Here is a 22,336-nt window from a genome sequence, read left to right on the forward strand (position 1 = left end):
TGGCGAGCTAACCCCTCCAGGCAGAATATGGGGTTGAATCCCAGCTTTTGAACGCCGGGAGCGGCGTGTCGTCCCCGGCGAGAATGCCTTCGACGGTTTGATCGCTCACAGAGTCAAGCCCGTCCGGCGACCATGTCGGGCGTCGGTCCTTGTCGATGATCGCGGCGCGAATGCCTTCGTAAAGATCATGAGTCTCCAGCATGCGGCACGCCGCCCTGAATTCGTTCGTGAGACAAGTCTCGAGATCAGGGGCGGCAATGGCGCGCAGCAGCAATGCGCGCGTCACTTTCAGCGCCGTCGGCGACTTCGCACTGATGTCCTCTGCCGCGCGCAAGGAGAATTCCGACCCTTCGCGCTCGAAGGCGGCGATAATGTCGTCGACCTGGTCATGCGCCGTCGTTTCAGCGAGCAACGGCCTGTGCAGCGAGAGTCGGCCGCTCCCGGGGCGGCGGGCGAGGCGCCGCAACGCAACATCGACGTCTTCGGCGTCTGCTATCGTCGCCAGCCTGTCGATCAGCGGCTCAATGTCCGCCGCATGAATTAGAACATCCGCAAGACCGACCTCTATCGCGTCCGCCGCCGCCACCGACGTCGCCGAAAGCGCCAGATAGGCGCCAATTTCGCGCGCTCTCGAAAGAAGCCAGGTCGCGCCCACATCAGGAAGGAATCCAATGCCGACCTCCGGCATCGCGACGCGGCTTCGCTCCGTGACCACTCGCCGGTTGCCATGCGCAGATATGCCGACGCCGCCCCCCATCACGACGCCATCCATGATCGCGACATAAGGCTTGGGGAAGGAGGCGATGCGGGCGTTCAGCGCATATTCCTCGCGCCAAAAGTCGGCGAAAAGCCCTTTTTGCGAGGGCTCCAGTTCGTAAAGAATCCTCACGTCGCCGCCGGCGCACAGACCGCGTTCGCCGGCGCCCGTGACGAGCACCGCGCAAATGCTCGCGTCGCGTTCAAAGTCGTCAAGCGCGCGCCGGAACTCGCGCACCATCGGCAGCGTCAACGTGTTGAGCGCCTGTGGTCTGTTGAGGAGGATGCGTCCGAGACGGCCCTCGCGCGAAGCGATGAGATCCATATGCTTACTTCAGTAGCGAGCGCGCGATGATGACGCGCATGATTTCATTCGTTCCCTCCAGAATCTGATGGACGCGAAGGTCGCGAACAATCTTCTCGACGCCATATTCGCTTAAGTATCCATAGCCGCCATGCAATTGCAGCGCCTCATTGGCGACTGTGAAGCCGGCGTCGGTCACGACGCGCTTGGCCATGGCGCATAGCGTCGTGGCGTCTGGCGCCTTGGAGTCAAGCGCCGCCGCCGCGCGCCAAAGGAATGTGCGCGAGACTTCAAGCTGCGTCGCCATATCCGCGAGCCGGAACTGCAGCGCCTGGAATTCGTCGAGCGCGCGTCCGAACGCCTTGCGGCTGTTCATGTAGCGAAGAGTGTGATCAAACGCAGACTGGGCGCCGCCAAGCGAACAGGCGGCGATGTTGAGCCGCCCGCCGTCGAGCGCGGCCATGGCTATCTTGAATCCGTCGCCCTCGCGTCCGATGAGATTTTCGGCCGGCACGCGGCAGTCGTCGAAGATGACGGCCCGCGTCGGCTGGGCGTTCCATCCCATTTTTCGTTCGAGCGCGCCGAAACTTAGGCCTGGCGCGCCGCCCTCGACGACAAAGGCCGATATGCCCTGCGGCCCCGGCTCGCCGGTACGCGCCATGACCACATAGAGATGGTCGGCGCCGCCCGCGCCGGCGCCCGAGATAAACTGTTTCGCGCCATTCAAGACATAATGATCGCCGCTGCGCCGCGCCTGCGTGCGTAGCGCCGCAGCGTCCGAACCGCTGCCCGATTCCGTCAGGCAGTAGCTCGAGAGAACCTCCATCGTCGCGAGCCTTGGCAGCCATGCGTCGATCTGGCGTTCGGTTCCGAAAGCGTCGATCAGGCCCGCACACATATTGTGAATCGAGAGATAAGCGGCGATCGTGGGGCAACCCATTGCGAGCGCCTCGAAGATCAGCACGCCGTCCAATCGCGTCAGCCCCGCGCCGCCGGACGCCTCGCGCACAAAGATCGCCGCCATGCCGAGCGCCGCGGCCTCACGCAGCGTGTCTGTCGGAAAGACATGCTCGCGATCCCAGTCGAGAGCAAAGGGCGCAAGGCGATCGCGTCCGAAGTCTCGCGCCAATTCACGAATGGCTTGCTGCTCGGGACTCAATTCGAAATAGGACGACATTCGGCCATTCACCGCAATTGTTGACGTTAATCTGTCGCATCGAAGCTTTTTGGCAAGTCAGCGTCGCAAGGGGCTTCGGTCGGATCGCCGCATCTGGCGGCATAGGCTTGCGCCACGCGGCTCGCCGGCGCGCGCTTCAACTCGCGGCAGGCGAAAGCTCCGGCCTCCAAGAGTCGATCGAGCGACACGCCGGTTTCGACGTCCATTCGCTCAAGCATATAGACGACGTCCTCGGTCGCGACATTTCCGGCGGCGCCGGACGCGAAAGGACATCCGCCAAGGCCGGCGACCGAACTGTCGACAACGCTGACGCCGACTTCGAGGCACGCGAAAATATTGGCGAGCGCCTGTCCGTAGGTGTCGTGAAAATGCACCGCGATTTTGTCGAGCGGCGCGATGCGCGCCACTCTTTCGACCATTCGGCGGGCGGGTAGCGGCGCGCCGACGCCGATCGTATCGCCGAGCGAGACCTCGAAGCAGCCTATTTCCAGAAGAGCGGAGGCGACCGACGCCACTCGGCCGCTATCGACCTCACCTTCATAAGGACAGCCCAAAACGCAGGAAATATAGCCGCGGGCCATGACGCCGTATCGCCGGGCTTCTGCGACGACTTTGGCGTATCGCGTGAGACTTTCCTCGATCGAGCAATTGATATTGCGATTTGAAAACGACTCCGACGCCGCAGCGAACACAGCGATCTCGTCCGCCCCGGCCGCAAGCGCCGCCGCGAGTCCATGAAGGTTAGGAACCAGCACGCTCAGCCGCAGATTTTGCCTTGGCGCAAGCGCAAGCGTTTCATCCGTATGCGCCATCTGCGGCACGGCCGTAGGGGAGACGAAACTTCCGGCTTCGATGCGCGAAAGCCCCGCGGCCGCAAGACGGCCGATGAGTTCGGCCCGGATCTGCGGCGACAGCGCCACCTTCTCATTCTGCAGGCCGTCGCGTGGGCCGACCTCCACGATGCTGACATGTGCAGGAACGCTCACTCCCCGTCCTTTCGCAGGATCGTGACGAGTTCGGCGCCTTCGATCGCCATGTCGCCAACTTCGCAGGCGACGCTTTTGACGACGCCATCATGTGGCGCGGCCATGGCGATCTCCATTTTCATCGCCTCGAGGACGACGAGCGTCTCGCCTTTGCTGACGGCGTCGCCCGGCTTCACCGCAACTCGCGTGACCGTCGCCGGCATCGGGGCCAGCACGCGTTCGTCAGATGGTCCTTCGCTTTGAGAGGAGGTTGCCGCTTTCGCCCAGTGGATCACATAGTTCTTCCCGCGCAGAATGACGATAAGGCCATTATCCAAAGCGACTGTTGAGACTTCGTGCTTCACGCCGTCCACATGCAGCGAGAGGCGACCTGCGACAGTTTGAACGCCAACTTCCGCGACCGCGTCCCCAAAGTTCAGCAGGAAGCCGCCGCCCTGCGGACGCATGACTTGTGCAACAAGCGTCCGGCCCGCCTGCGTCACCCTGAGTTCATGATCAGCGCGCTCGTAGAGCCGCCACGCGTCCGTTCCGGCCCAGGGCGACCAATCGTCGCCGAGCGATCTACTCGCTTCAAGCGCGGAGCGCCGAGAGTCGGCCAGGAAAACCGCTGCCGCCGCCGCAAGAAGGACGCGGTCCGAATCCGTTCTCGGAGCCGCGGCGCACGTCAGCATAGCAATATTGCTCCCGACATATTCCGTGTCGTAATCGCCGGCCGCCATCCCGTCGCTCTTGGCGATCGCCCGCAGCAGATCGAGATTTGTGGCGACGCCAACGATCTCGACTTCTTCTAGCCCCGCCTGCAGGCGACGCAACGCCTGCTCGCGATTTTCGCCGAAGACGATGAGTTTCGCCAACAGCGAATCATAATAGGGCGTGACGCGATCCCCGGCGCGAACGCCCGAGTCGATGCGCAAGAAAGGCGCTTGCCGCGGCGCGCGAAAATGGACGATCTCGCCCACCGAAGGCATGAACCCGCGCGCGGGATCTTCCGCGCAGATCCGCGCTTCCATGGCGCAACCGCTCATCCTCAACTCGCTCTGCGTCAAGGGAAGCGGCGCGCCACAGGCGACGCGCAACTGCCATTCGACGAGATCCTGCTTCGAGACCATCTCGGTGACGGGATGTTCGACCTGCAGCCGCGTGTTCATCTCGAGAAAATAGAAGTGGTCTTCGCCGACGAGAAATTCGACCGTGCCTGCGCCGGTGTAGCCAGCGGCACGGGCGGCGCGGATCGCCGCGTCGCTCATCTGCGCGCGTAACGAGGGCGTCAGACCGGGCGCAGGCGTTTCTTCAATAACCTTTTGATGGCGGCGCTGCATCGAACAGTCGCGCTCAAGGAAAGAAACGACGTTGCCGTGAGAGTCCGCGAAAATCTGGATTTCGACGTGCTTATAGCCGGAGAAATATTTCTCGATGAACAGCGCGTCATCCCCGAAGGCGGCGCGCGCTTCGCGCCGGGCGCTTTCGATCGCGGCGGACAACTCCTCAGGCGCGCGCACGATGCGCATGCCCCTGCCGCCGCCGCCTGCGGACGCCTTCACGAGCAATGGAAGACCGATGGCGCGCGCCGCTTCGAACAATTCAGCGTCTTCGCCCCCCGATGACCCCGGAGCCACCGGCACCCCTGCCCGCATCATCGCCGCCTTCGCCTCGCTCTTGGAGCCAAGAAGCCGCATGGCGTGGGGCGGCGGCCCGACGAAGATCAGACCGTTCGCCGCACAGGCTTCGGCAAAGTCCGCATTCTCGGCCAGGAATCCGTAGCCCGGATGTATGGCGTCCGATCCGCTACGCCTTGCGACGTCGATGATCTTCCCGATCGACAGATAGCTGTCGCGCGCCGGCGCGGGTCCGAGAAGATAGGCTTCATCGGCAAGTTCGACATGCAGCGCATGCGCATCAGCTTCGGAGTAGACGGCGACCGACGTTACGCCCAATCTTTTCGCGGTTCGCATGATTCGGCAAGCGATCTCGCCGCGGTTCGCGATGAGGAGCTTGCGCATCATCTCAATCGGCCGCGATCCAGTGTGGCGCTCGTTTTTCGAGAAAGGCCGAAAGACCTTCCTGCGCCTCCGCGCTCGATCTTCTTGCGGCGAGACGATGCGCGGCTTCGCGCAAGAGTTCTGCGTCGACTCCGTGGCCGTCGCATTCCGCGAAGAAGGTCTTTACGTCCGCCTGCGCGCCAGGCGCGCCGCGCAGCAAGTCCGCAACGATGGCCGCATGCGCCAAATTGACCTCCAACCTGGGCGCCACTCGATGGACGAGACCCAATTTCTGCGCCTCGGCGGCGGAAAAGCGCTCCGCCGTCAAAGCATATCGGCGCAGCTGCCGCAGGCCTATGGCCCGGATGAGAAAGGGCGCGACGATCGCCGGCAGCAATCCGAGCCGCACCTCATTGAGCGAGAATGACGCGTCGTCGGCGGCCACAACGATGTCGCAACACGCGAGCAGACCGACGCCTCCGCCAACAACGACGCCCTTGGCCAAGGCGATCGTCGGCTTTGACACCGTGTCCAAAGCGCGCAGCATTCGGGCGAGCGCCAAAGCGTCCTGTTCATTGGCGCTCGATGAGCGCTGAGCGACGCGGATCATCGAGCCGATGTCGCCGCCGGCGCAAAAATAGTCTCCCGCGCCCTCAAGCGTAATGATGCGGACGTCGGCGCGCGCATCCAATTCTTCGAGCGCATCCTTTAGAAGGCCAATAAGCTCATAGTCGAGCGCATTGCGCTTGTCTGGACGGTTCAGCGTCAACGTCGCGACGCCGTTCGCGTCAACCGATTGCATCAAAGTCGTCATAGAACAGGACTCACATGCGAAACAGGCCAAAGCGCGTTTCTTCGATCGGCGCCTTCAGCGCGAAGGATAGCGCCAAAGCGACAATCCGTCTCGTGTCGAGCGGGTCAATGACGCCGTCGTCCCAGAGCCGGGCGCTGGAATAGAGCGGCAGGCTCTGGCGCTCATATTGCTCACGAATCGGGCGCATGAAGTTCTCCTCCTCTTGCTCCGAGAAAGCCTTCTGCTGTTTCTCCATCGCCTCGCGCTTGACGCGGGTCAGCACGCTCGCGGCCTGTTCCCCGCCCATGACGCCGATGCGCGCACCCGGCCACATCCATAGAAAGCGCGGCGAGTAGGCGCGCCCGCACATGGCATAATTGCCCGCGCCGAAACTGCCGCCGACGATGATCGAGAGCTTCGGCACCGCGGCCGTCGCCACCGCCGTCACCATCTTCGCGCCTTCCTTGGCGACGCCGGCGCTTTCATACTTCGCTCCGACCATGAAGCCCGTCGTATTGTGCAAAAAGAGCAGCGGTATTTTTCGTCGCGCGCAAAGCTCGATGAAATGCGCGCCCTTCTGCGCGCTCTCGGGAAACAAGACGCCGTTATTGGCCACGACCCCGACGGGATAGCCATAGATGTGCGCGAAACCTGTCACCAGCGTCGGGCCATACAGCTTGCGGAATTCCTCGAATTCGCTCGCGTCGACGAGGCGCGCGATCACCTCGCGTATGTCGAACTGCTTTCGCGGGTCCTGCGGCAACAGACCGTATATCTCGGCGGGATCGTAGCAGGGCTCAGCAGGCTTTCTCACCGGAACCGTGATGGCGCCGGAAGGCCCGAGATTGCCGACGATATCCCGCGCGATTTGCAGAGCATGCGCGTCATTCTCGGCGCAATGATCGGCGACGCCAGAACGGCGGCAGTGAACGTCGGCGCCGCCGAGCTCCTCGCCGGTCACAACTTCGCCCGTCGCGGCTTTGACGAGAGGCGGACCCGCCAAGAATATCGCGCCTTCGTTGCGCACGATAATCGTTTCATCGCTCATCGCCGGAACATAGGCGCCGCCGGCGGTACACGAACCCATGACGACGGCGATCTGCGCAATGCCGCGCGACGACATCGTGGCCTGATTGTAAAAAATTCGGCCGAAATGATCCCGGTCGGGAAAAACATCCTCCTGACTCGTCAGATTGGCGCCGCCTGAATCGACGAGATAGAGACAGGGCAGATTGTTCTGCGCGGCGATCTCTTGCGCGCGAAGATGCTTCTTTACAGTTAGGGGGAAGTAGACGCCGCCTTTGACCGTCGCATCATTGGCCACGATCATGCATTCGCGGCCGCGCACCCGCCCTATGCCGGCGACGACTCCGGCCGCTGCGACACGCCCGTCATACATGCCGTAAGCGGCAAATGGCGCGATTTCGAGAAAGGGCGAAAAGGGATCGACAAGCGCGTCAATGCGCTGACGCGCGAGCATTTTGCCGCGGGCGAGATGCCGCTTACACGCCCGCTCGCCGCCACCTGCTCGAACATCCGCCGCAATCCGCCTCAACTCGGCGACGCGATCGGTCATCCCTTGGCGGTTCTTCGTGAAATCGGCGTCGTTCGGATTAACAAGGCTATCGAGGGGCATATCTTTAATCCAAAATCAGGCTGTCTCCTGAAAGAGTTCGCGCCCGATCAACATGCGCCGGATTTCGCTTGTTCCCGCGCCGATCTCGTAAAGCTTGGCGTCGCGCAATAGTCTTCCCGTTGGATATTCGTTCATATAACCGTTGCCGCCCAGGCACTGAATCGATTCAAGCGCCATCCATGTCGCGCGTTCAGCGGCGAAAAGTATCGCGCTCGCCGCATCCTTTCTGGTCACGCGGCCGCGATCGCTTGCCTTCGCGACCGCATAGACATATGCGCGCGTCGCCATGACCGCCGTGTACATGTCGGCGAGCTTGCCCTGCATGAGCTCGAACTCGCCGATCGGCTGCCCAAATTGCTTGCGCTCGTGCACATAGGGTAGCACGACATCCATGCAGGCCTGCATGATCCCAAGCGGACCGCCGGCGAGCACAGCGCGCTCGTAATCCAGGCCGCTCATCAACACATTGACTCCGCGCTCGGGGAGCCCAAGCACGTTCTCTTCGGGAACCTCGCAGTCCTGGAATACGAGTTCGCATGTGTTGGAGCCGCGCATGCCGAGCTTGTCGAGCTTCGCGCTTGATGAAAATCCGGGAAAGACGCGCTCGACAATGAAGGCGGTGATGCCATGCGGTCCGGCGCCCGGATCGGTTTTGGCGTAGACGATCACGACATCGGCGTCGGGACCGTTCGTCACCCACATCTTGCTTCCGTTCAGAACATAGCGATCGGCGCGCTTCACCGCGCTAAGCTTCATGTCCGTAACGTCTGATCCGGCGCCAGGCTCTGACATCGCGAGCGCCCCGACGTGATGTCCCGAGACGAGGTTCGGCAGGTATCGCCGCTTTTGTTCGTCCGAGCCGTTACGATGGATCTGGTTCACGCAGAGATTGGAGTGCGCGCCATAGGACAGCCCGACCGACGCTGAGGCGCGGCTGATTTCCTCCATCGCCAGCACATGTTCCAGATAGCCCATGCCGGCCCCGCCATATTGCTCGTGCACGGTCAGACCGAGCGCGCCGAGCGCGCCGAGCTTTGGCCAAAGGTCAGGGGGAAAAGCGTTCTGGGCATCGATCCGCTGCGCCTGCGGGGCGATTTCCGCCGTCGCGAAGGCTTCGGTTGCGCTGCGCACGCGGTCGGCGACATCGCCGAGATCGAAGTCGAAAGTAGGCGTCCAATGGCGCATGCGCATCCTCCGACGGCGCACCAAGATACAGCCTATATTTCTCGAATCAGCGAAGTTTCAAGTTGGCCAATGCTTGCGCGAGTCTGTTTGGCGCAAGACGCTGCGCTGGCTATCGGACGGCGCCGGGCTGGGCGTCAAGCACCTGCTGGTCGACGACGGCGGCGAACCGGCTGAAGTTCGCCTCGAACATTCCGATCAGCCTTTTCGCCATATGGTTAAAATCTTCGCGCGAGGACCACGTCTGGACAGGATCCAGCATCTTGGAGTCGACGCCGCGCGCAGACGTCGGCACGGATAGTCCAAAGGAGGGATCCGTCCGGAAGTCGGCTTGCGCGAGGGACCCGTCGAGAGCGCCCTGAAGCAAAGCGCGCGTCGCCGAGATCGGCATTCGACGTCCGATCCCATAGGGGCCGCCCGACCAACCGGTGTTCACCAGCCAGCAGTTTGCATCGCTGGAACAGATGAACTCGCGCAGCAGATCGGCGTATTCCGTCGGGGGGCGCGGCATGAAGGGCGCGCCAAAGCAGGCGGAGAACGTCGCCTGGGGCTCTTTGACGCCGCGCTCGGTCCCCGCGACCTTGGCGGTGTAGCCGGACAGAAAATGATACATCGCCTGCGCGGGCGTGAGACGCGCGATCGGCGGCAGCACGCCAAATGCGTCACACGTCAGCATCACGATGTTCCTGGGATGACTCGCGCGACGCGTCGTCGAAGCATTGGAGATGAAGTCGAGCGGATAAGCGATCCGCGTGTTTTCGGTTTTTGAATCGTCGTCGAAGTCGAACCGCCCCGCGCCGGGATCGTACGACACATTTTCAAGGATAGCGCCCCGACGGTGAGACGCGGCGTAGATGTCCGGCTCCGACTGCTGCGCGAGCCGGATCGCCTTGGCGTAGCAGCCGCCTTCAAAGTTGAAAAGACCGCTCTCGTCCCACCCATGCTCGTCGTCGCCAATCAGGCTGCGCGCCGGATCGGCCGAAAGTGTCGTCTTACCTGTCCCCGAAAGTCCGAAGAACACCGCCGATCCACCCTCGCCGTCATTGACGGCGCAATGCATCGGCAACACGCCTTTCGCGGGTAGAACAAAGTTGAGATAGGTGAAGATCGATTTCTTGATTTCTCCCGCATATTGCGTGCCGCCGATCAGCACGACGCCTCTCGAGAAATCGATGGCGATCACTGTGGTGGAGCGACACCCGTGCCGCAATGGGTCGGCCCGGAAAGAGGGCAGATCCAGAACCGTCAACTGCGGCTCGAAACCTCTCGTGCTCTCAACCGGAGTGAAAAGGTGCCGCGCAAAGAGCGAATGCCAAGCGTATTCAGTCAAAACCCGAATATTCAGCCGATGCGCTGGCGCGGCGCAGGCATAGAGATCCTGAGAGAAGAGAGTCATACGACGCGCGTGCGTCAGCATGTCTTGATGCAGTCGGCCAAACTGCTCTGGCGTCATTGAAAGATTGTTGTCCCACCAGATCGTCGGCTCGGTCAACGCGTTGCAAACGATAAATTTGTCGTTCGGCGACCGCCCTGTGTGGGCGCCCGTTTCCACGACGAGGCCGCCCGTCGCGGATGCGACTCCCTCCCCGCGTCGGATCGCTTCGGCGTAGAGTTCGCTCGTCTCGCAATTCCGACGCGCCTTTGTGAAGAGGTCCGTGTCTTCGACCGCCCACCCCCGGACATCATCCGCCCGCCACATCGCCGTGTTCGCCATCCCGAGATCTTCCTCACCGGCTCGCTAACACGCGACGCGAACTGCGTTTGACGCGCTAGCTAAGCGCAAGCACTTTCAGGAAATAAAGCATAGATTATTCAAATCAAGGCGCGCGGCTTGCGTCATTGGCTAACAGGAACTTACATCCACACGAACAGCCAATTGCAGTAGCGCCCAAGGCCGCAGCAATGCGCGACGCCCAAATGGCGAGTGAAAGCCGACCGGCTGACGCCCGCCTCCGCAACGTTCCCGCTTCCTTAATTGGAACAACGACCTCGCGAGCGGGTTAAGGCGAGGCTCGAACTATTTCGAGGATGGAGGCAAGAATGGCGACGCCAGAACTGGAGCGCATCCGACAATCGGATCGCCCGATCAGCGAGACTGCTGCGGTCATGGGCGACAAAGCAATGGCGGCGGCCGACAGAGTCGGGCAACGCATCAATCAGACCATGGAGCAAGCCGGATCGGCGATGTCGACGATGCAGGAAAAGGGCAGCGAAGTTGCTGGACGCGCCGGCGATGTGATCGGCAATTTCCGGCAGGCCATTGAGAAGTCGGCGCGCGGTCAGCCAACGACGACTGTGCTCATGGCCGTGGCTGCGGGATTTATGCTGGGCGCGATGTGGAACTCGGGCAGCAGCTATCCGCGCGACTAACGGTTGATAAAGAATGGCCGGCGCATACGCGTCGGCCATATTCAGTTTCGGCCCAATGCGCCGGGGGCGCTCGCGCGCTCAGAGGGTAAGGCGCTGGGCCAATCGTCGGCTTGAAGCGCCGGTAGCGCGTCGAGCTCCTTCCTAGATATTTTACTGTGCGCGGAATCGGCTGTGAACTCTATGTTCGCCGGATCGACGGCGCGCAGCGTCTCTTCGACGCCGCCCATTCCATATTGGGCGATGACCACATAGGCGAGACCGCGCTGATCGCGTCTCAGCATCAGATCAACGATGACGCCGAGCTTTTCGCCGCTTGCATCTATGACATTAGCGCCAACGGCCGCCGACGCAGAAAAGAGCGACGGCACAGCGTCCGCGTGGCTGCTCTTGCGCACGGCCTTGATGCTTCCGTCCTCATGCCTTGCCTGCCTACCCAACCATCGCCACACCCCAATCATGTTGACCACCGTAAGAAAAAGATTGGTGAGCAACAGATTGCGCTGATGTGAGTACATCGCGGTCAAGCTCCAGTCGACGGAGCCCATTGCAAACACGACGAAACCCCAGCCCGTGACGCGCGCGCCGGCGTTGGCGGCGGTCATCATCGCGGCGATCATCGTTGCGGCCGGTGCGATCCAGCCTAACGCCCATTCCCACATAAGAACCGCCAGTAGCCTCGCGCCAGCGCCGTTTAACTGAACGCGCAGTTAGAGACGCTGTTCCGGCAGATCAGCAGCCATCCGGAGATCCGCCAGCGCGGGAGCCGTGATCGCGTTCCGTCGCCCGAAGCTGTCCAACTGTTCATAATGCCGGAACAAAGTTGCTGAACCCGAGTTTGTTCAGGGAAACCGAAAAGCAAAGAAAACCGCAAGGCTCGAGGTGGGGCATGATGTCAGTTCCAAGTCATCTCTTTTGTTTCTCCCATCTTCGTTGGAACTTCGTTTATCAGCGACCACAGCATCTTTTGAGTCGAGCAGCTCGAAACCTCGGCGTCTTCTACATTGAAGAGCCCATCTTTTCCCAAGAAGACGCAGGCGTGAAAATCCAAAGGGATGAAGCCTGCGGCGTCGTTGTCGTCACGCCTGTTCTTCCAGAAGGCCTCTCGCCAGACGAAATCACTAACGCGCAACATCGAGTTGTAAACGAGTTGCTCGCTGATGTGCGGCCTTCGCGATGGGTTAGTTGGTACTATACGCCCATGGCGCTTCAGTTTACTCGACATCTGACTCCCAACCTGCGCGTCTATGACAATATGGATGAGCTTTCCGCGTTTGCTGGAGCGCCGCAAGGCATTCTCGATCTCGAACGAGAGTTGATGGCCAAGAGCGAACTCATGTTCGTCGGCGGACAGAGCCTGTACGAATCCAAACGTCAGCGACACGACAACATTCACGTTTTTCCGAGCAGCGTCGACACCGCTCACTTCAAAAGCGCGCGAGACCGCAGCGTTGATCCCGATGATCAAAGGGAGATTCCGCATCCCCGCATCGGGTTCTTTGGCGTGATCGATGAACGCATGAATATGGATATCGTCGCCGGCATCTCCGCGCTGCGACCGCAATGGCAATTGGTGATGATCGGCCCCACCGCGAAGATCAGCCCGCAATCTCTGCCCCGCGCCGAAAACATTCATTGGCTGGGCTGCAAAAATTACCAGGAGCTTCCGAACTACCTCTCCGGATGGGACGTCGGAATCATGCCATTCGCGTTGAATGAAGCGACGCGCTTTATCAGCCCGACGAAGACCCCGGAGTTTCTTGCTGCAGGCGTGCCAGTGGTTTCAACGCCGATCACCGATGTCGTCAATCCCTACGGCGCGGCCGGACACGTGGAAATCGCGTCGAGCGCGGAAGAATTCGTCGCCAAGATCGACCTGTTGCTTTCGCGACCTAAGGCGCACTGGCTCAGTTCGGTCGATGCGAGTCTTGCAGAAATGTCTTGGGACAAGACCTGGGCGAGAATGATGCTGCACATCGCAAGCGTCGGCGCCGAGTCCAAATCAGCGCGGGAGGGGCAACTTGTTTGACTGGCTTATCGTCGGGGCAGGCTTCGCAGGAAGCGTGCTGGCCGAACGGCTCGCGTCGCAGCGCGACGAGCGCGTCCTTCTTATCGATCGTCGGCCGCACATCGGCGGAAACGCCTATGATCGCTACGACGACGCCGGCGTGCTCATGCATCAGTACGGCCCGCATATCTTTCATACGAACTCGGAAGCCGTCTTCGAGCATCTTTCGCAGTTCACGCGTTGGTGCCCGTACGAGCACCGCGTGCTCGCGAATGTGGACGGCATGCTCGTGCCCATTCCGATCAACTTGGACACGGTGAATCGCCTCTACGGTCTCTCCTTAAACTCCGAGCAACTTGTGCAGTGGTTCGCGAGCCGCGCCGAACATTGTGAAGAGATCAAGACGTCTGAGGACGTCGTCGTCAGCACCGTGGGGCGAGAACTCTACGAGAAATTCTTTCGCGGCTACACCAAAAAGCAGTGGGGCGTAGAGCCGTCGCAGCTGGACAAGTCCGTCACGGCGCGGGTGCCTACGCGCCTCAATCACGACGACCGCTATTTTGGCGATGAATACCAGTTCATGCCGCTTCACGGCTATACGCGCATGTTCGAACGCATGGTGAAGCACCCCAACATCAACGTCATGCTGCAGACCGACTTTGAAGAAGTGCGCAACGAAGTTTTCTATAAAAGGCTGATCTTCACCGGGCCGATCGATGAATATTTCAACTTCCGCTTCGGCAAGCTGCCCTATCGGTCGTTGCGCTTCGAACATGTCACGCTCGATAAGCGCCAGCATCAGCCTGTGGCGGTGGTTAATTATCCGCAGACAGAAGCCTATACGCGGGTGACCGAATATAAGCATCTCACGGGTCAGGACCATCCTAAAACAAGCTTGACCTATGAATTCCCGAGTGATGAAGGCGACCCCTATTATCCCGTGCCCCGCCCGGAAAATGCGGAGATTTACAAGCGCTACGAAAAGCTTGCGATCGCGCAGCAAAATGTTTGGTTTGTCGGGAGGCTTGCGACCTACCGCTACTACAATATGGATCAGGTGGTCGGACAGGCGCTCGCGACGTTCCGGCGGATCAATAAGGAGATCCCGGCGCGCAACAGCGCGGCCTTCGCGACTGCCTCAGTCGCCGCTGAATAGTCGAGTCGCCCGGCTAAGCTTGAGTCGTAAATAAAAATACTGGCGTTTTGACGGTCGCTATGTAGAAAATCGACTGTGGATCGCTCATTGTTATATTCGACCAACGTATCGATGCTCCGGCGCCGGCGCTTTTGGTCGAGGTGAGGTTTGGTGAGCGCAACGCGCATATCCCTAGACGGGTCATGGGACTTCAAATATCTCGGCTATGGTGCCAAGCCGGCCGAGAGTAGGACGATTCTTGTCCCGAGCCCTTGGCAAGCCCAATTCGCCGATCTGCGCATGCGCGGCGGCGTCGCAGTCTATCGCCGAGAGGTGGAGATACCTGAAGAATGGCTGGAGCAGCGGGTGTTTCTGCACTTCGGCGCCGTTTTTCACATTACCCATGTGTTTGTGAACGGCGCATTCGTCGGCAGCCATGTGGGCGGCTTCCTGCCGTTTCATTTCGACATCACAGACCGGATCGTCAATGGAAAGGCCGAGATTAAGGTGAAGGTGGAAAGCCCCACCGACGACCCGTTCGAATTCCCCACGACGCCATTCGCCGAAATGCCCTTCGGCAAGCAGAGCTGGTACGGCCCGCTCTCTGGGATATGGCAGTCCGTGTATCTCGAAAGGCGGATCGCCGACCACGTGACGACGGTGCGCGTGCGTTCATCGCAGGCGAGCGGAGAGATTTCGGCGCAAGTGCGCTTCGAGAGCCCGCTCACCGACGCCGCCGACGTGACGATTACGGTCGTCGACGCAGAGGAAAACGCCGTCGCGCATTCATGCGCCAAACTGGCGGCCGGCGTTGAGAACGCCCTGCTGTATTCATTTGTGCCTGCGCCGCGCTGCTGGTCGCCCGACACGCCCTACCTCTATCGTCTGCAAGTCTCGATGAGGCGCAAAGACGTCGTCGTCGACCAAATTGAAACGACATTTGGCTTTCGCAGCGTCGAAACCCGAGACGGGAAATTGTATCTCAACGGCAAGCCGTTCTATCTGCGTGCCGCTCTCGACCAGGACTATTATCCCGACACGATCTGCACTCTGCCCTCCGTCGAATTTCTCGAGGATAGATTTAACAAGGCGAAGCAACTCGGGCTGAACGCACTGCGCTGTCACATTAAGGTGCCGGATCCGCGCTACTATGAGGTCGCCGATCGCCTTGGCCTGCTGATTTGGGCGGAACTGCCGAACGCCGGGGATTCGACCGAACTCTCGCGAGAGCGCAAGGAGCTCACGCTGAAGGGTCTGATCGATCGCGACGGAAACCATCCTTCGATCTTTTGCTGGACGCTGATCAACGAGAACTGGGGCGTCGACCTTGTCCATGACGCCTATCACCGCGCATGGCTGAAGAAGCTGTATCTGTGGCTCAAGTCCTACGATCCGTCGCGGCTTGTCGTCGACAATTCGCCCTTGGCGCCAAGCTTTCACGTGCAGACCGATCTCGCAGATTTCCATTTCTATGCCGCCATTCCCGATAGCCGGGAGGACTGGGATCAGTTCGTCGAGGAACTCGCCGGAAGGGCCGAATGGCTGTTCAGCCCCGAGGGCGACGCGGTCATCACGGGACAGGAGCCGCTGCTATGCTCCGAATTTGGCAATTGGGGGCTGCCTGACCCCGAGAAATTGAGAGACGCGGCCGGAGCCGAAGCCTGGTGGTTCGAGACCGGCCACGACTGGAGCGAAGGCGTCATGTATGCGCATGGCGTTCGCAACCGATTTCAAGACTGGAGTCTCGATCGCGTATTCGGGACGTTCGAAAGCTTCGTCGAGGCGACCCAGTGGCAACAGTTTCGGGCGCTGAAATACCAGATCGAAGCCATGCGCCGGAAGCCGCAGATCGCCGGCTACGTCATCACCGAGCTGACCGATTGTCATTGGGAGGCGAACGGCCTTCTCGACATGCGTTCCAATCCGCGCGTTTTTCACAATCTGTTTCACTCGATCAATGCCGATACGGTTATTCTGCCCACCCTCGATCGCCCCGCCTATTGGTCGGGCGACGCCGTTCGCCTCTCGCTCTGCGTGGCGCATGGCGGTCCAAATCCACTGGAGGCGGCGGCTCTCGACATATCGCTCACCGAGCCGATGACGTTGGAAATTCCCTCCATCGAGCCCGGCGTCGTAGCTGATCTCGGCATGATTTCGGTGAAACTGCCGATGGTCGAGCACTCCTGCCTGCGCCGTCTCACCCTGCGCTTGCGTTCTCTTGACGGACGACTTCTCGCGAGCAACGAAATCGACGTTGCCGTGCATGCGAGGCCGCGACCGCCGGAGCTTTCGCTGTGGTCGTCACACGGCGACATTCGGGATCGCTTGCAGGCGCTTGGCTATAGATTGGCGGAAGGGGGCGAGACGGCCGACGTCGTCGTCGAGACGCAAGCTTCCGCCGCGCTCGCGGCCTATGTGCGCGCCGGCGGGCGAGCAGTTCTCTTGACCGAAACGCCAGGCTCGCTCACGCCATTCTTTCCGCATTGGCAGAATGTCAAGGTGGTGGCGCGCGACGGCACGCTCTGGCGAGGCGACTGGGCGTCGTCCTTCGCCTGGCTTCGACGGCAGGGTCCTTTCGCCGCAATTCCCGGCGGGCCTCTGCTTGACCAGGCGTTTGATCGCGTGATCCCGACGCATATCATCTCCGGCTGTAATCTCCTTGATTTTCAGGCGCGGGTTCACGCCGCGCTGGTTGTCGGGTGGATCCATCGTCCGGCTGCGATTGCGGTCGGACGCAACTACGGCACAGGCCGCATCGTGATCGCGACCTTCAAACTGTTGCGTGATCCTCCGGGAGAAGATCCAACCGCCGCGGCTTTGCTTGGCGGCCTGATCGAAGCTGCGGCGCGCAGCGCCGGTCCGGCGCCTGCGATCTCCAAGCTCGAACCCGTGGGCTGGGAAGACCTTTAGGCGAGCTGGCGCGTTATAGCGCCATGCATTCTGCGCAAGACATGACAGACGTCGCGGTTTATCGCCGGGCGCTGACATACTTTCTACAAGACCGGGTGCGGATCGCCGCGCTTGTCGCGATGATAGCGGTCTCCGTCAGCGTGGGCCTCCTGGAGGCGTGGCCGCTGGCGGTGCTTGTCGATTCCGTGCTTTCCAGCGAGCCGAAAGGCAACTGGATACACAGCTACTTTCTTGCCGTATTGCCGAAGGACAAACCGGGGCAGATCGCGGGTCTGGTCGCGATCGGACTTGGACTGCAACTCGTCGGATATACGGCGTGGATGGGCCGCATGATGATCAACTATTACCTCAATTATCGCGGCACGACGCGGGTGCGGTTTGATCTCTTCACCAAGCTTCAAAATCTTGGCCTCACCTATCACCGCAGCCGACCGCAGGGCGATTCGATCTATCGTCTGACGACAGACACCTTCGGCCCGTGGGGCATCGTCGACGTCGTGATTGGAACTTCGGTTGCGGCCGTAACGCTCACCGTGATGACCATTATTCTTTTCTCTCGAAACGTCAGTTTAACGCTGGCGGCATTTACCGTCGCTCCCTTCATGATATGGAGCAACTGGCGATTTGGCGTCAAAATCCACAAACGCGCGCTTGACTCGAAGCAGATCGACGCCGATCTGACCGCGCATATTCAGCAGGCGATGGCGCGTATACCTTTGGCGCAGGCGTTTCGTCGCGAGGCATTCGAATTCAGACGCTTCTCCGGCGCGGTCGGCAGAAGCGTCGAGGCCCTGCTGAGCTTGAATTGGCAGGAACAGCTCTATCCTCTCGCGCGCGACGGCATCCTCTCCGTGGGCGGAGCGATCATCCTCGGCTATGGAGGTTGGCTCGTCTACCGAGACCAGTTTCTCATGCCCGTCGCCGACGGCATGACGGTCGGGACGCTGCTCATTTTCATCGACTACTTGCGCAAGCTTTGGGACCCGCTGAAATGGCTCAGCGAGTTCTTCGCCAAAGTGCGCATCTTCGAGGCCGCGTCGCGTCGGGTTTTTCATGTGCTCGACGAACCGGAAGCCGTTGTCGATTCGTCGGCAGCCCGTTGGATTTCGAGTAAGCCGCGAACTCTGACGCTCGAACGCGTAAGTTTTGACTACGGGGGCGGCAAACAAATTCTCACCGACGTTTCGGCGACGATACGGCCGCGCCAGATGGTGGCCTTCGTCGGAGCGAGCGGCGCCGGCAAGAGCACGCTCTTGAGTCTCATGCTTCGGTTCTACGATCCGACGAGCGGGGCGCTACGCTTGGATGGCGTCGACTTCAGGAACGTACGGCTCGAGGCGCTAAGAGCGCATTTCGCGCTCGTCGCGCAAGACAGCCTCGTGCTGCCGGCGACCATCGCAGAAAATCTCGCCTATGGCCGGCAGAACGCAACGCGAGCGGACATCGAACGAGCGGCCGAAGACGCGGGCGCCGCCGAATTCATTCACCCACTGCCTGATGGCTATGAGACGGTGCTGGCCGAAGGCGGCGCGAATCTCTCAGGCGGTCAGCGGCAGCGAATCGCCATTGCGCGCGCGCTGCTATCGGACGCGCCGTTCCTGGTCCTTGACGAACCAACGAGCGCGCTCGATCCCGAGCAGGAGCGGCGGCTGATAGAAACGCTGCACCGACTGAAAGGATCACGCACGATTATTCTCGTGACCCATCGTCTGGAGTCGGTCGTCGATTGTGATTGCATCTTCGTCATGAGCAAAGGACAAATCGTCGAATGCGGCGCGCATGACGCGCTCATCTCTTCAGGCGGCGCGTTTTCAAAAGCGCGGAGACGTGCTGAAGCGGCGGAGTGACGATTTGCGGGGATAAAGGATCTCGTCAACGCGCCGCGTAACGCTTGCGCCTCGCATAATTGAACTGCGAGTCGCGGCGACTTTCAGCCTCCTGCTGCGCCTGATGAAGCGCTTCGAGCGGCGCTGCGCCTTGCAGCGCTTCCGCCATCGGTTCGCATAAAAGCCGGCCTGCGCCGGGATCGCGGTGACAGAGCGGATCCCACAGGCCCATAGGCGTCCAGAGATCGCGATCGTGCCACTCGGGCATGCCCAGGATCGGGTAAAGGCACGCGCCGCGTAACGGCACGTTCTGCAGCAAGAGCGCATGGCAGGCGCTGACCACTTCGCACAGCCACGGTCCACGATTGTCCCCAACGTGGCTGGTCTCCGTGATCATGACCTCGCGGCCGTACCGCTGCCAGACCGAGAGAATGAGATCCGAGAGCGGCGCTCGGCGCGGATCATCGTCGTCAAGCGGCGGCACGTTTCCGTCGGCGTTCGGCGCGTCGTTCAACTCCCACTGATTGGTCCAGTAATAATTGATTCCCACCACGTCCAAATGTTCAGGACTGCCGCCGAGTTCGGGCAGAAGCCTGCCGCACAACATGTCCCAGCTTTGAAACACGAGCCTGTTATTGAAATCGTCCGCCTGAGGCGCAAGATCCGGCCTGTCCTCGGGACAGACGACGCGGCACAAGGGATCGACACTGACGAAACGCGCATCGGGACAGGCGGCGCGTATCGCGTTGATTCCAGCGATTGCGCCACGCGCGAGCGCGACCTTCAACTCCCAGCCTCGTCCCGACCCATATGGCGCGAACAGCGCCTTCTCGCCGCCGGCATAGGCCATGAACGAAGGCTCATTGATCGGCGTGAAGACGCAGGGAGCCTCCATGCGCGCGGCCACGAAGCGCGCCACCGCATAGCAGTAGTCGGCGAAACGTCGGGGGAACGCCTCGGCCCAAAGGTCGACGTCCTGAGGGAAACCGTAGTGAAAGAGATCCCATATCACCCCGACGCCGTGACGGTTTGCGGCCTCTATGAACGGTTCGAGCGAGGAAAAATCATATCGACCGCGGCAATCGACGAGCGGCCAACGAACGGTCTCACGCGCGGCATGCAAGCCCAGTCGCGCGATGTCGGCATAGTCTTCGTCGACATTGGCGTCGTGACCTGTCGCGACCACCTGATCGAACCACTCGCCGTGCCGGTTGAAGCCTGTCGACCCCTCGAAACCCGCGAGAAAGAAACTCTGAAACATGCCTTTACTCCCCGATCGCTCGTGGAGGCTGCGCTACGACAGCCGTGGCGTTGGCGCGAGCGGACCCACCGCAGCCGCGCCACCGGACGTCAGTCGACGATAGGCGTCGACAAGGGGCGTCTCAATACGGTCCAGCCGCCCCGATGGATCAGAATCGAGATCCCATAGCCCCATTTGCAAAAGATGATCGTGGAGGGGCCGCAGCCCCTGACGATAGGCCCATGTCACCAGCGCGAACATCGGCCACCATGTGTAGCCCACAATCGGAACGCCGTCCGCGCGCAGCGACTTCATCGCCTCGACGGAGTCAGTGAGCCAGGCCTGTCGCTGTCTCACCGAACCCTTGGTCGCGGTTTCCGAGATCATGATCGGCGCGCCATAACGTTCGAAATACATCTCGCCGATCTTCGTCACGAGCGCGCCCGACGCGTAGGGCATTCGAACGCGCAGTCGCCCGAAACGGTCCCGCGACATCCTTTTGAGCGTGAAGATCGGGTAAAGGTTCACCCCAATGACGGAGAGCTCAAGCGGGCGTTCACGAAAGGCGTTCAGCGCCGGTTCCGCCGCCGCCTGGGTCAGAAGCCAGGCCCACAGCGGATGGTGCGGATCGACGCGCCCGCTGATGAGATCGAGCGCGAGAAACACGATCCTTTGACGCCGCTCTGCCTCCTCGGCCAAGGCGGAGTCGCTCGACTCGAAAACATCGGTGGCGTCGACGTGAAACGCGACGATTTCAGGGTCGACGTCATGTAGCGCACGGGTCGTTTCGACGATTCCGCGACAGATCGACAACATCACCGCAACGAAACTCGACCAGCTGCGCCCGTAGGGCGGCCACCAGCCCAAACGTCCGCAATACCATGCGGTGATCCGAGGCTCGTTCAGCGGCGTGTACCACTTGATCCTCCCACGGAAGCGTTCAGCAAGGCGGGCGGCGTATTCCGCGACGCGCCTTGGATAATCTGCGTTGAGGAAGGCGTGTTCCATCCAATGCGGCAAACCGTAATGCACGAGGTCAACGATAGGATCGATGTTAAGTTCCAGCATGCGCTCGAGCGCGGCGTCGACGAAGCTGAAATCCCAGGTCCCGGGCGCCGGTTGCACCCGATGCCAAGGCACGCCATAGCGCGCGCAGGGAACGCCCAATTGCGCCATCAACGCGATATCCTCTTTCCACCGCCGGTAATGGTCCGTCAGCTCATATTCGTCGAGCATGCGCCCGGTTCTTGGATGCGGATCGGTGATGAACGTGTCTTCAACGCCGGTGGCCCATAGAAAGGCGCCCGGCGCAGTGAGCCGATCGAGTTCCGTCGCGCTCGGAAGCATCAGGCGCGATTCACAAGAACGCGGCGCGCAGTAGCGGGAAATGGTCTGGCAGCCTGAGGGTCGCCGCGGGGGACCACAGACAGCGTAGGCGCCGGATCCGATGGCGTAGGAGCGTCGTTCATCGAAGGCGTCCTCCGTCTCTTCGCCGCGTGTCGCGCCTGAACCACCACGAATGCACGCTTAAGCTCGAGACAGCAGCGGCTTGCGGGCCCCTACCTTAACCCTAGAGATCGGCGAGGGTTCCGGCGCGCCGGCGCATCACGTTCCGGCAGCTGAGAAAGTCGGACGACGGCAGACTGCCGCGTTGGTGCTGTAAATAATGAAATTCAAAAGAGAAATGGCAAAGCGCACGGCCGACTCCTGGCCGTGCGCTTCATTCGGGTCAGCGGGCGTTCTTCTGGATCGCATCCATGAGCGAAGAATTCGGCTTCTTCTTGCAGTACCGCGTGATTTTATCCGTATTGCGTCGCACGTAGCGCGAATCGATTACGGTGATGTTGTTCTTGGAGCTGAAATAGCCCCTCATCCAGTTGGCGACAAAGTCCTGAGTGTCTGCGTCGTATCCGGCGAACTGCTTGCAGGTGATTTCCGACATTTCGATCGTGACCTGCGCGTTGGCCGGAACGGCGAAGGCGGCCGCGGCGAGAGCGCCAGCGAAAATAAGTTTGCGATTCATGTGGTTCCCCGTTC

17 protein-coding genes are annotated in these 22,336 nt (G+C 61.0%); 5 read left to right on the forward strand and 12 right to left on the reverse strand.

The annotated features are described in order from the left end of the window. Positions 1–7 precede the first annotated feature (7 nt). The 8 genes from ACPS74_RS06370 to ACPS74_RS06405 all read right to left on the reverse strand — a co-directional run bounded on the left by ACPS74_RS06370 (position 8) and on the right by ACPS74_RS06405 (position 10,527). A complete protein-coding gene (locus tag ACPS74_RS06370) occupies positions 8–1,081 on the reverse strand; it encodes a 3-hydroxyisobutyryl-CoA hydrolase (protein WP_029648532.1) in 1,074 nt (357 codons plus the stop codon). 4 nt (positions 1,082–1,085) lie between these two features. Next, the gene (locus tag ACPS74_RS06375) at positions 1,086–2,237 is read right to left on the reverse strand and encodes an acyl-CoA dehydrogenase family protein (RefSeq protein ID WP_029648531.1); all 1,152 of its coding nucleotides are present in this window, start codon (positions 2,235–2,237) and stop codon (positions 1,086–1,088) included. A gap of 26 nt (positions 2,238–2,263) precedes the next feature. Next, positions 2,264–3,223 carry a hydroxymethylglutaryl-CoA lyase gene (locus ACPS74_RS06380; protein WP_051381677.1) on the reverse strand — a complete coding sequence of 320 codons (960 nt, stop codon included), beginning with the start codon at positions 3,221–3,223 and terminating at the stop codon, positions 2,264–2,266. Continuing rightward, on the reverse strand, positions 3,220–5,226 hold the full coding sequence (locus tag ACPS74_RS06385) for an acetyl/propionyl/methylcrotonyl-CoA carboxylase subunit alpha (protein WP_029648529.1): 2,007 nt from the start codon (positions 5,224–5,226) through the stop codon (positions 3,220–3,222). Before ACPS74_RS06385 ends, ACPS74_RS06380 begins: the two co-directional genes overlap by 4 nt. A 1-nt stretch (position 5,227) precedes the next feature. Then, positions 5,228–6,004 carry an enoyl-CoA hydratase-related protein gene (locus tag ACPS74_RS06390; protein ID WP_347371965.1) on the reverse strand — a complete coding sequence of 259 codons (777 nt, stop codon included), beginning with the start codon at positions 6,002–6,004 and terminating at the stop codon, positions 5,228–5,230. A gap of 22 nt (positions 6,005–6,026) precedes the next feature. Then, entirely contained in the window at positions 6,027–7,631 is a 1,605-nt protein-coding gene (locus tag ACPS74_RS06395; protein WP_029648527.1) for a carboxyl transferase domain-containing protein, read from the reverse strand. 15 nt (positions 7,632–7,646) lie between these two features. Beyond that, entirely contained in the window at positions 7,647–8,816 is a 1,170-nt protein-coding gene (locus tag ACPS74_RS06400) for an isovaleryl-CoA dehydrogenase (protein ID WP_029648526.1), read from the reverse strand. Between the two features lie 109 nt (positions 8,817–8,925). Further along, the gene (locus tag ACPS74_RS06405; protein WP_029648525.1) at positions 8,926–10,527 is read right to left on the reverse strand and encodes a phosphoenolpyruvate carboxykinase; all 1,602 of its coding nucleotides are present in this window, start codon (positions 10,525–10,527) and stop codon (positions 8,926–8,928) included. 326 nt (positions 10,528–10,853) lie between these two features. On the opposite strand from ACPS74_RS06405, the gene ACPS74_RS06410 reads away from it, so the two are divergent. After that, complete coding sequence (locus ACPS74_RS06410; RefSeq protein WP_029648524.1) at positions 10,854–11,183, forward strand: hypothetical protein; 330 nt, start codon at positions 10,854–10,856, stop codon at positions 11,181–11,183. A gap of 41 nt (positions 11,184–11,224) precedes the next feature. Here the strand turns inward: ACPS74_RS06410 and ACPS74_RS06415 are convergent, their stop codons facing one another. Then, on the reverse strand, positions 11,225–11,800 hold the full coding sequence (locus tag ACPS74_RS06415) for a PRC-barrel domain-containing protein (RefSeq protein ID WP_036241344.1): 576 nt from the start codon (positions 11,798–11,800) through the stop codon (positions 11,225–11,227). A gap of 203 nt (positions 11,801–12,003) precedes the next feature. Here ACPS74_RS06415 and ACPS74_RS06420 point away from each other — a divergent pair, with 203 nt between their 5' ends. The 4 genes from ACPS74_RS06420 to ACPS74_RS06435 all read left to right on the forward strand — a co-directional run bounded on the left by ACPS74_RS06420 (position 12,004) and on the right by ACPS74_RS06435 (position 19,080). Continuing rightward, positions 12,004–13,209, forward strand: a complete 1,206-nt coding sequence (locus ACPS74_RS06420; RefSeq protein ID WP_425622393.1) for a glycosyltransferase family 1 protein — start codon at positions 12,004–12,006, stop codon at positions 13,207–13,209. Next, positions 13,202–14,344, forward strand: coding sequence for a UDP-galactopyranose mutase (gene glf, locus ACPS74_RS06425; RefSeq protein WP_029648519.1), 1,143 nt, complete (start codon positions 13,202–13,204; stop codon positions 14,342–14,344). Before ACPS74_RS06420 ends, glf begins: the two co-directional genes overlap by 8 nt. A gap of 150 nt (positions 14,345–14,494) precedes the next feature. Beyond that, a complete protein-coding gene (locus ACPS74_RS06430; RefSeq protein WP_029648518.1) occupies positions 14,495–17,233 on the forward strand; it encodes a glycoside hydrolase family 2 protein in 2,739 nt (912 codons plus the stop codon). Positions 17,234–17,274: 41 nt separating this feature from the next. Further along, complete coding sequence (locus ACPS74_RS06435) at positions 17,275–19,080, forward strand: ABC transporter ATP-binding protein (RefSeq protein WP_244471398.1); 1,806 nt, start codon at positions 17,275–17,277, stop codon at positions 19,078–19,080. A 25-nt stretch (positions 19,081–19,105) separates the two neighbouring features. Here the strand turns inward: ACPS74_RS06435 and ACPS74_RS06440 are convergent, their stop codons facing one another. The 3 genes from ACPS74_RS06440 to ACPS74_RS06450 form a co-directional block, all read right to left on the reverse strand. Beyond that, complete coding sequence (locus ACPS74_RS06440; RefSeq protein ID WP_029648516.1) at positions 19,106–20,320, reverse strand: glycoside hydrolase; 1,215 nt, start codon at positions 20,318–20,320, stop codon at positions 19,106–19,108. Positions 20,321–20,353: 33 nt separating this feature from the next. Further along, on the reverse strand, positions 20,354–21,646 hold the full coding sequence (locus ACPS74_RS06445; protein WP_029648515.1) for a family 1 glycosylhydrolase: 1,293 nt from the start codon (positions 21,644–21,646) through the stop codon (positions 20,354–20,356). A 382-nt stretch (positions 21,647–22,028) separates the two neighbouring features. Then, positions 22,029–22,322 carry an HdeA/HdeB family chaperone gene (locus ACPS74_RS06450; RefSeq protein WP_029648514.1) on the reverse strand — a complete coding sequence of 98 codons (294 nt, stop codon included), beginning with the start codon at positions 22,320–22,322 and terminating at the stop codon, positions 22,029–22,031. Between the last annotated feature and the right edge of the window lie 14 nt (positions 22,323–22,336).

The sequence above is a fragment of the Methylocystis sp. SB2 genome (assembly GCF_049817085.1).
Lineage (GTDB): Bacteria > Pseudomonadota > Alphaproteobacteria > Rhizobiales > Beijerinckiaceae > Methylocystis > Methylocystis rosea.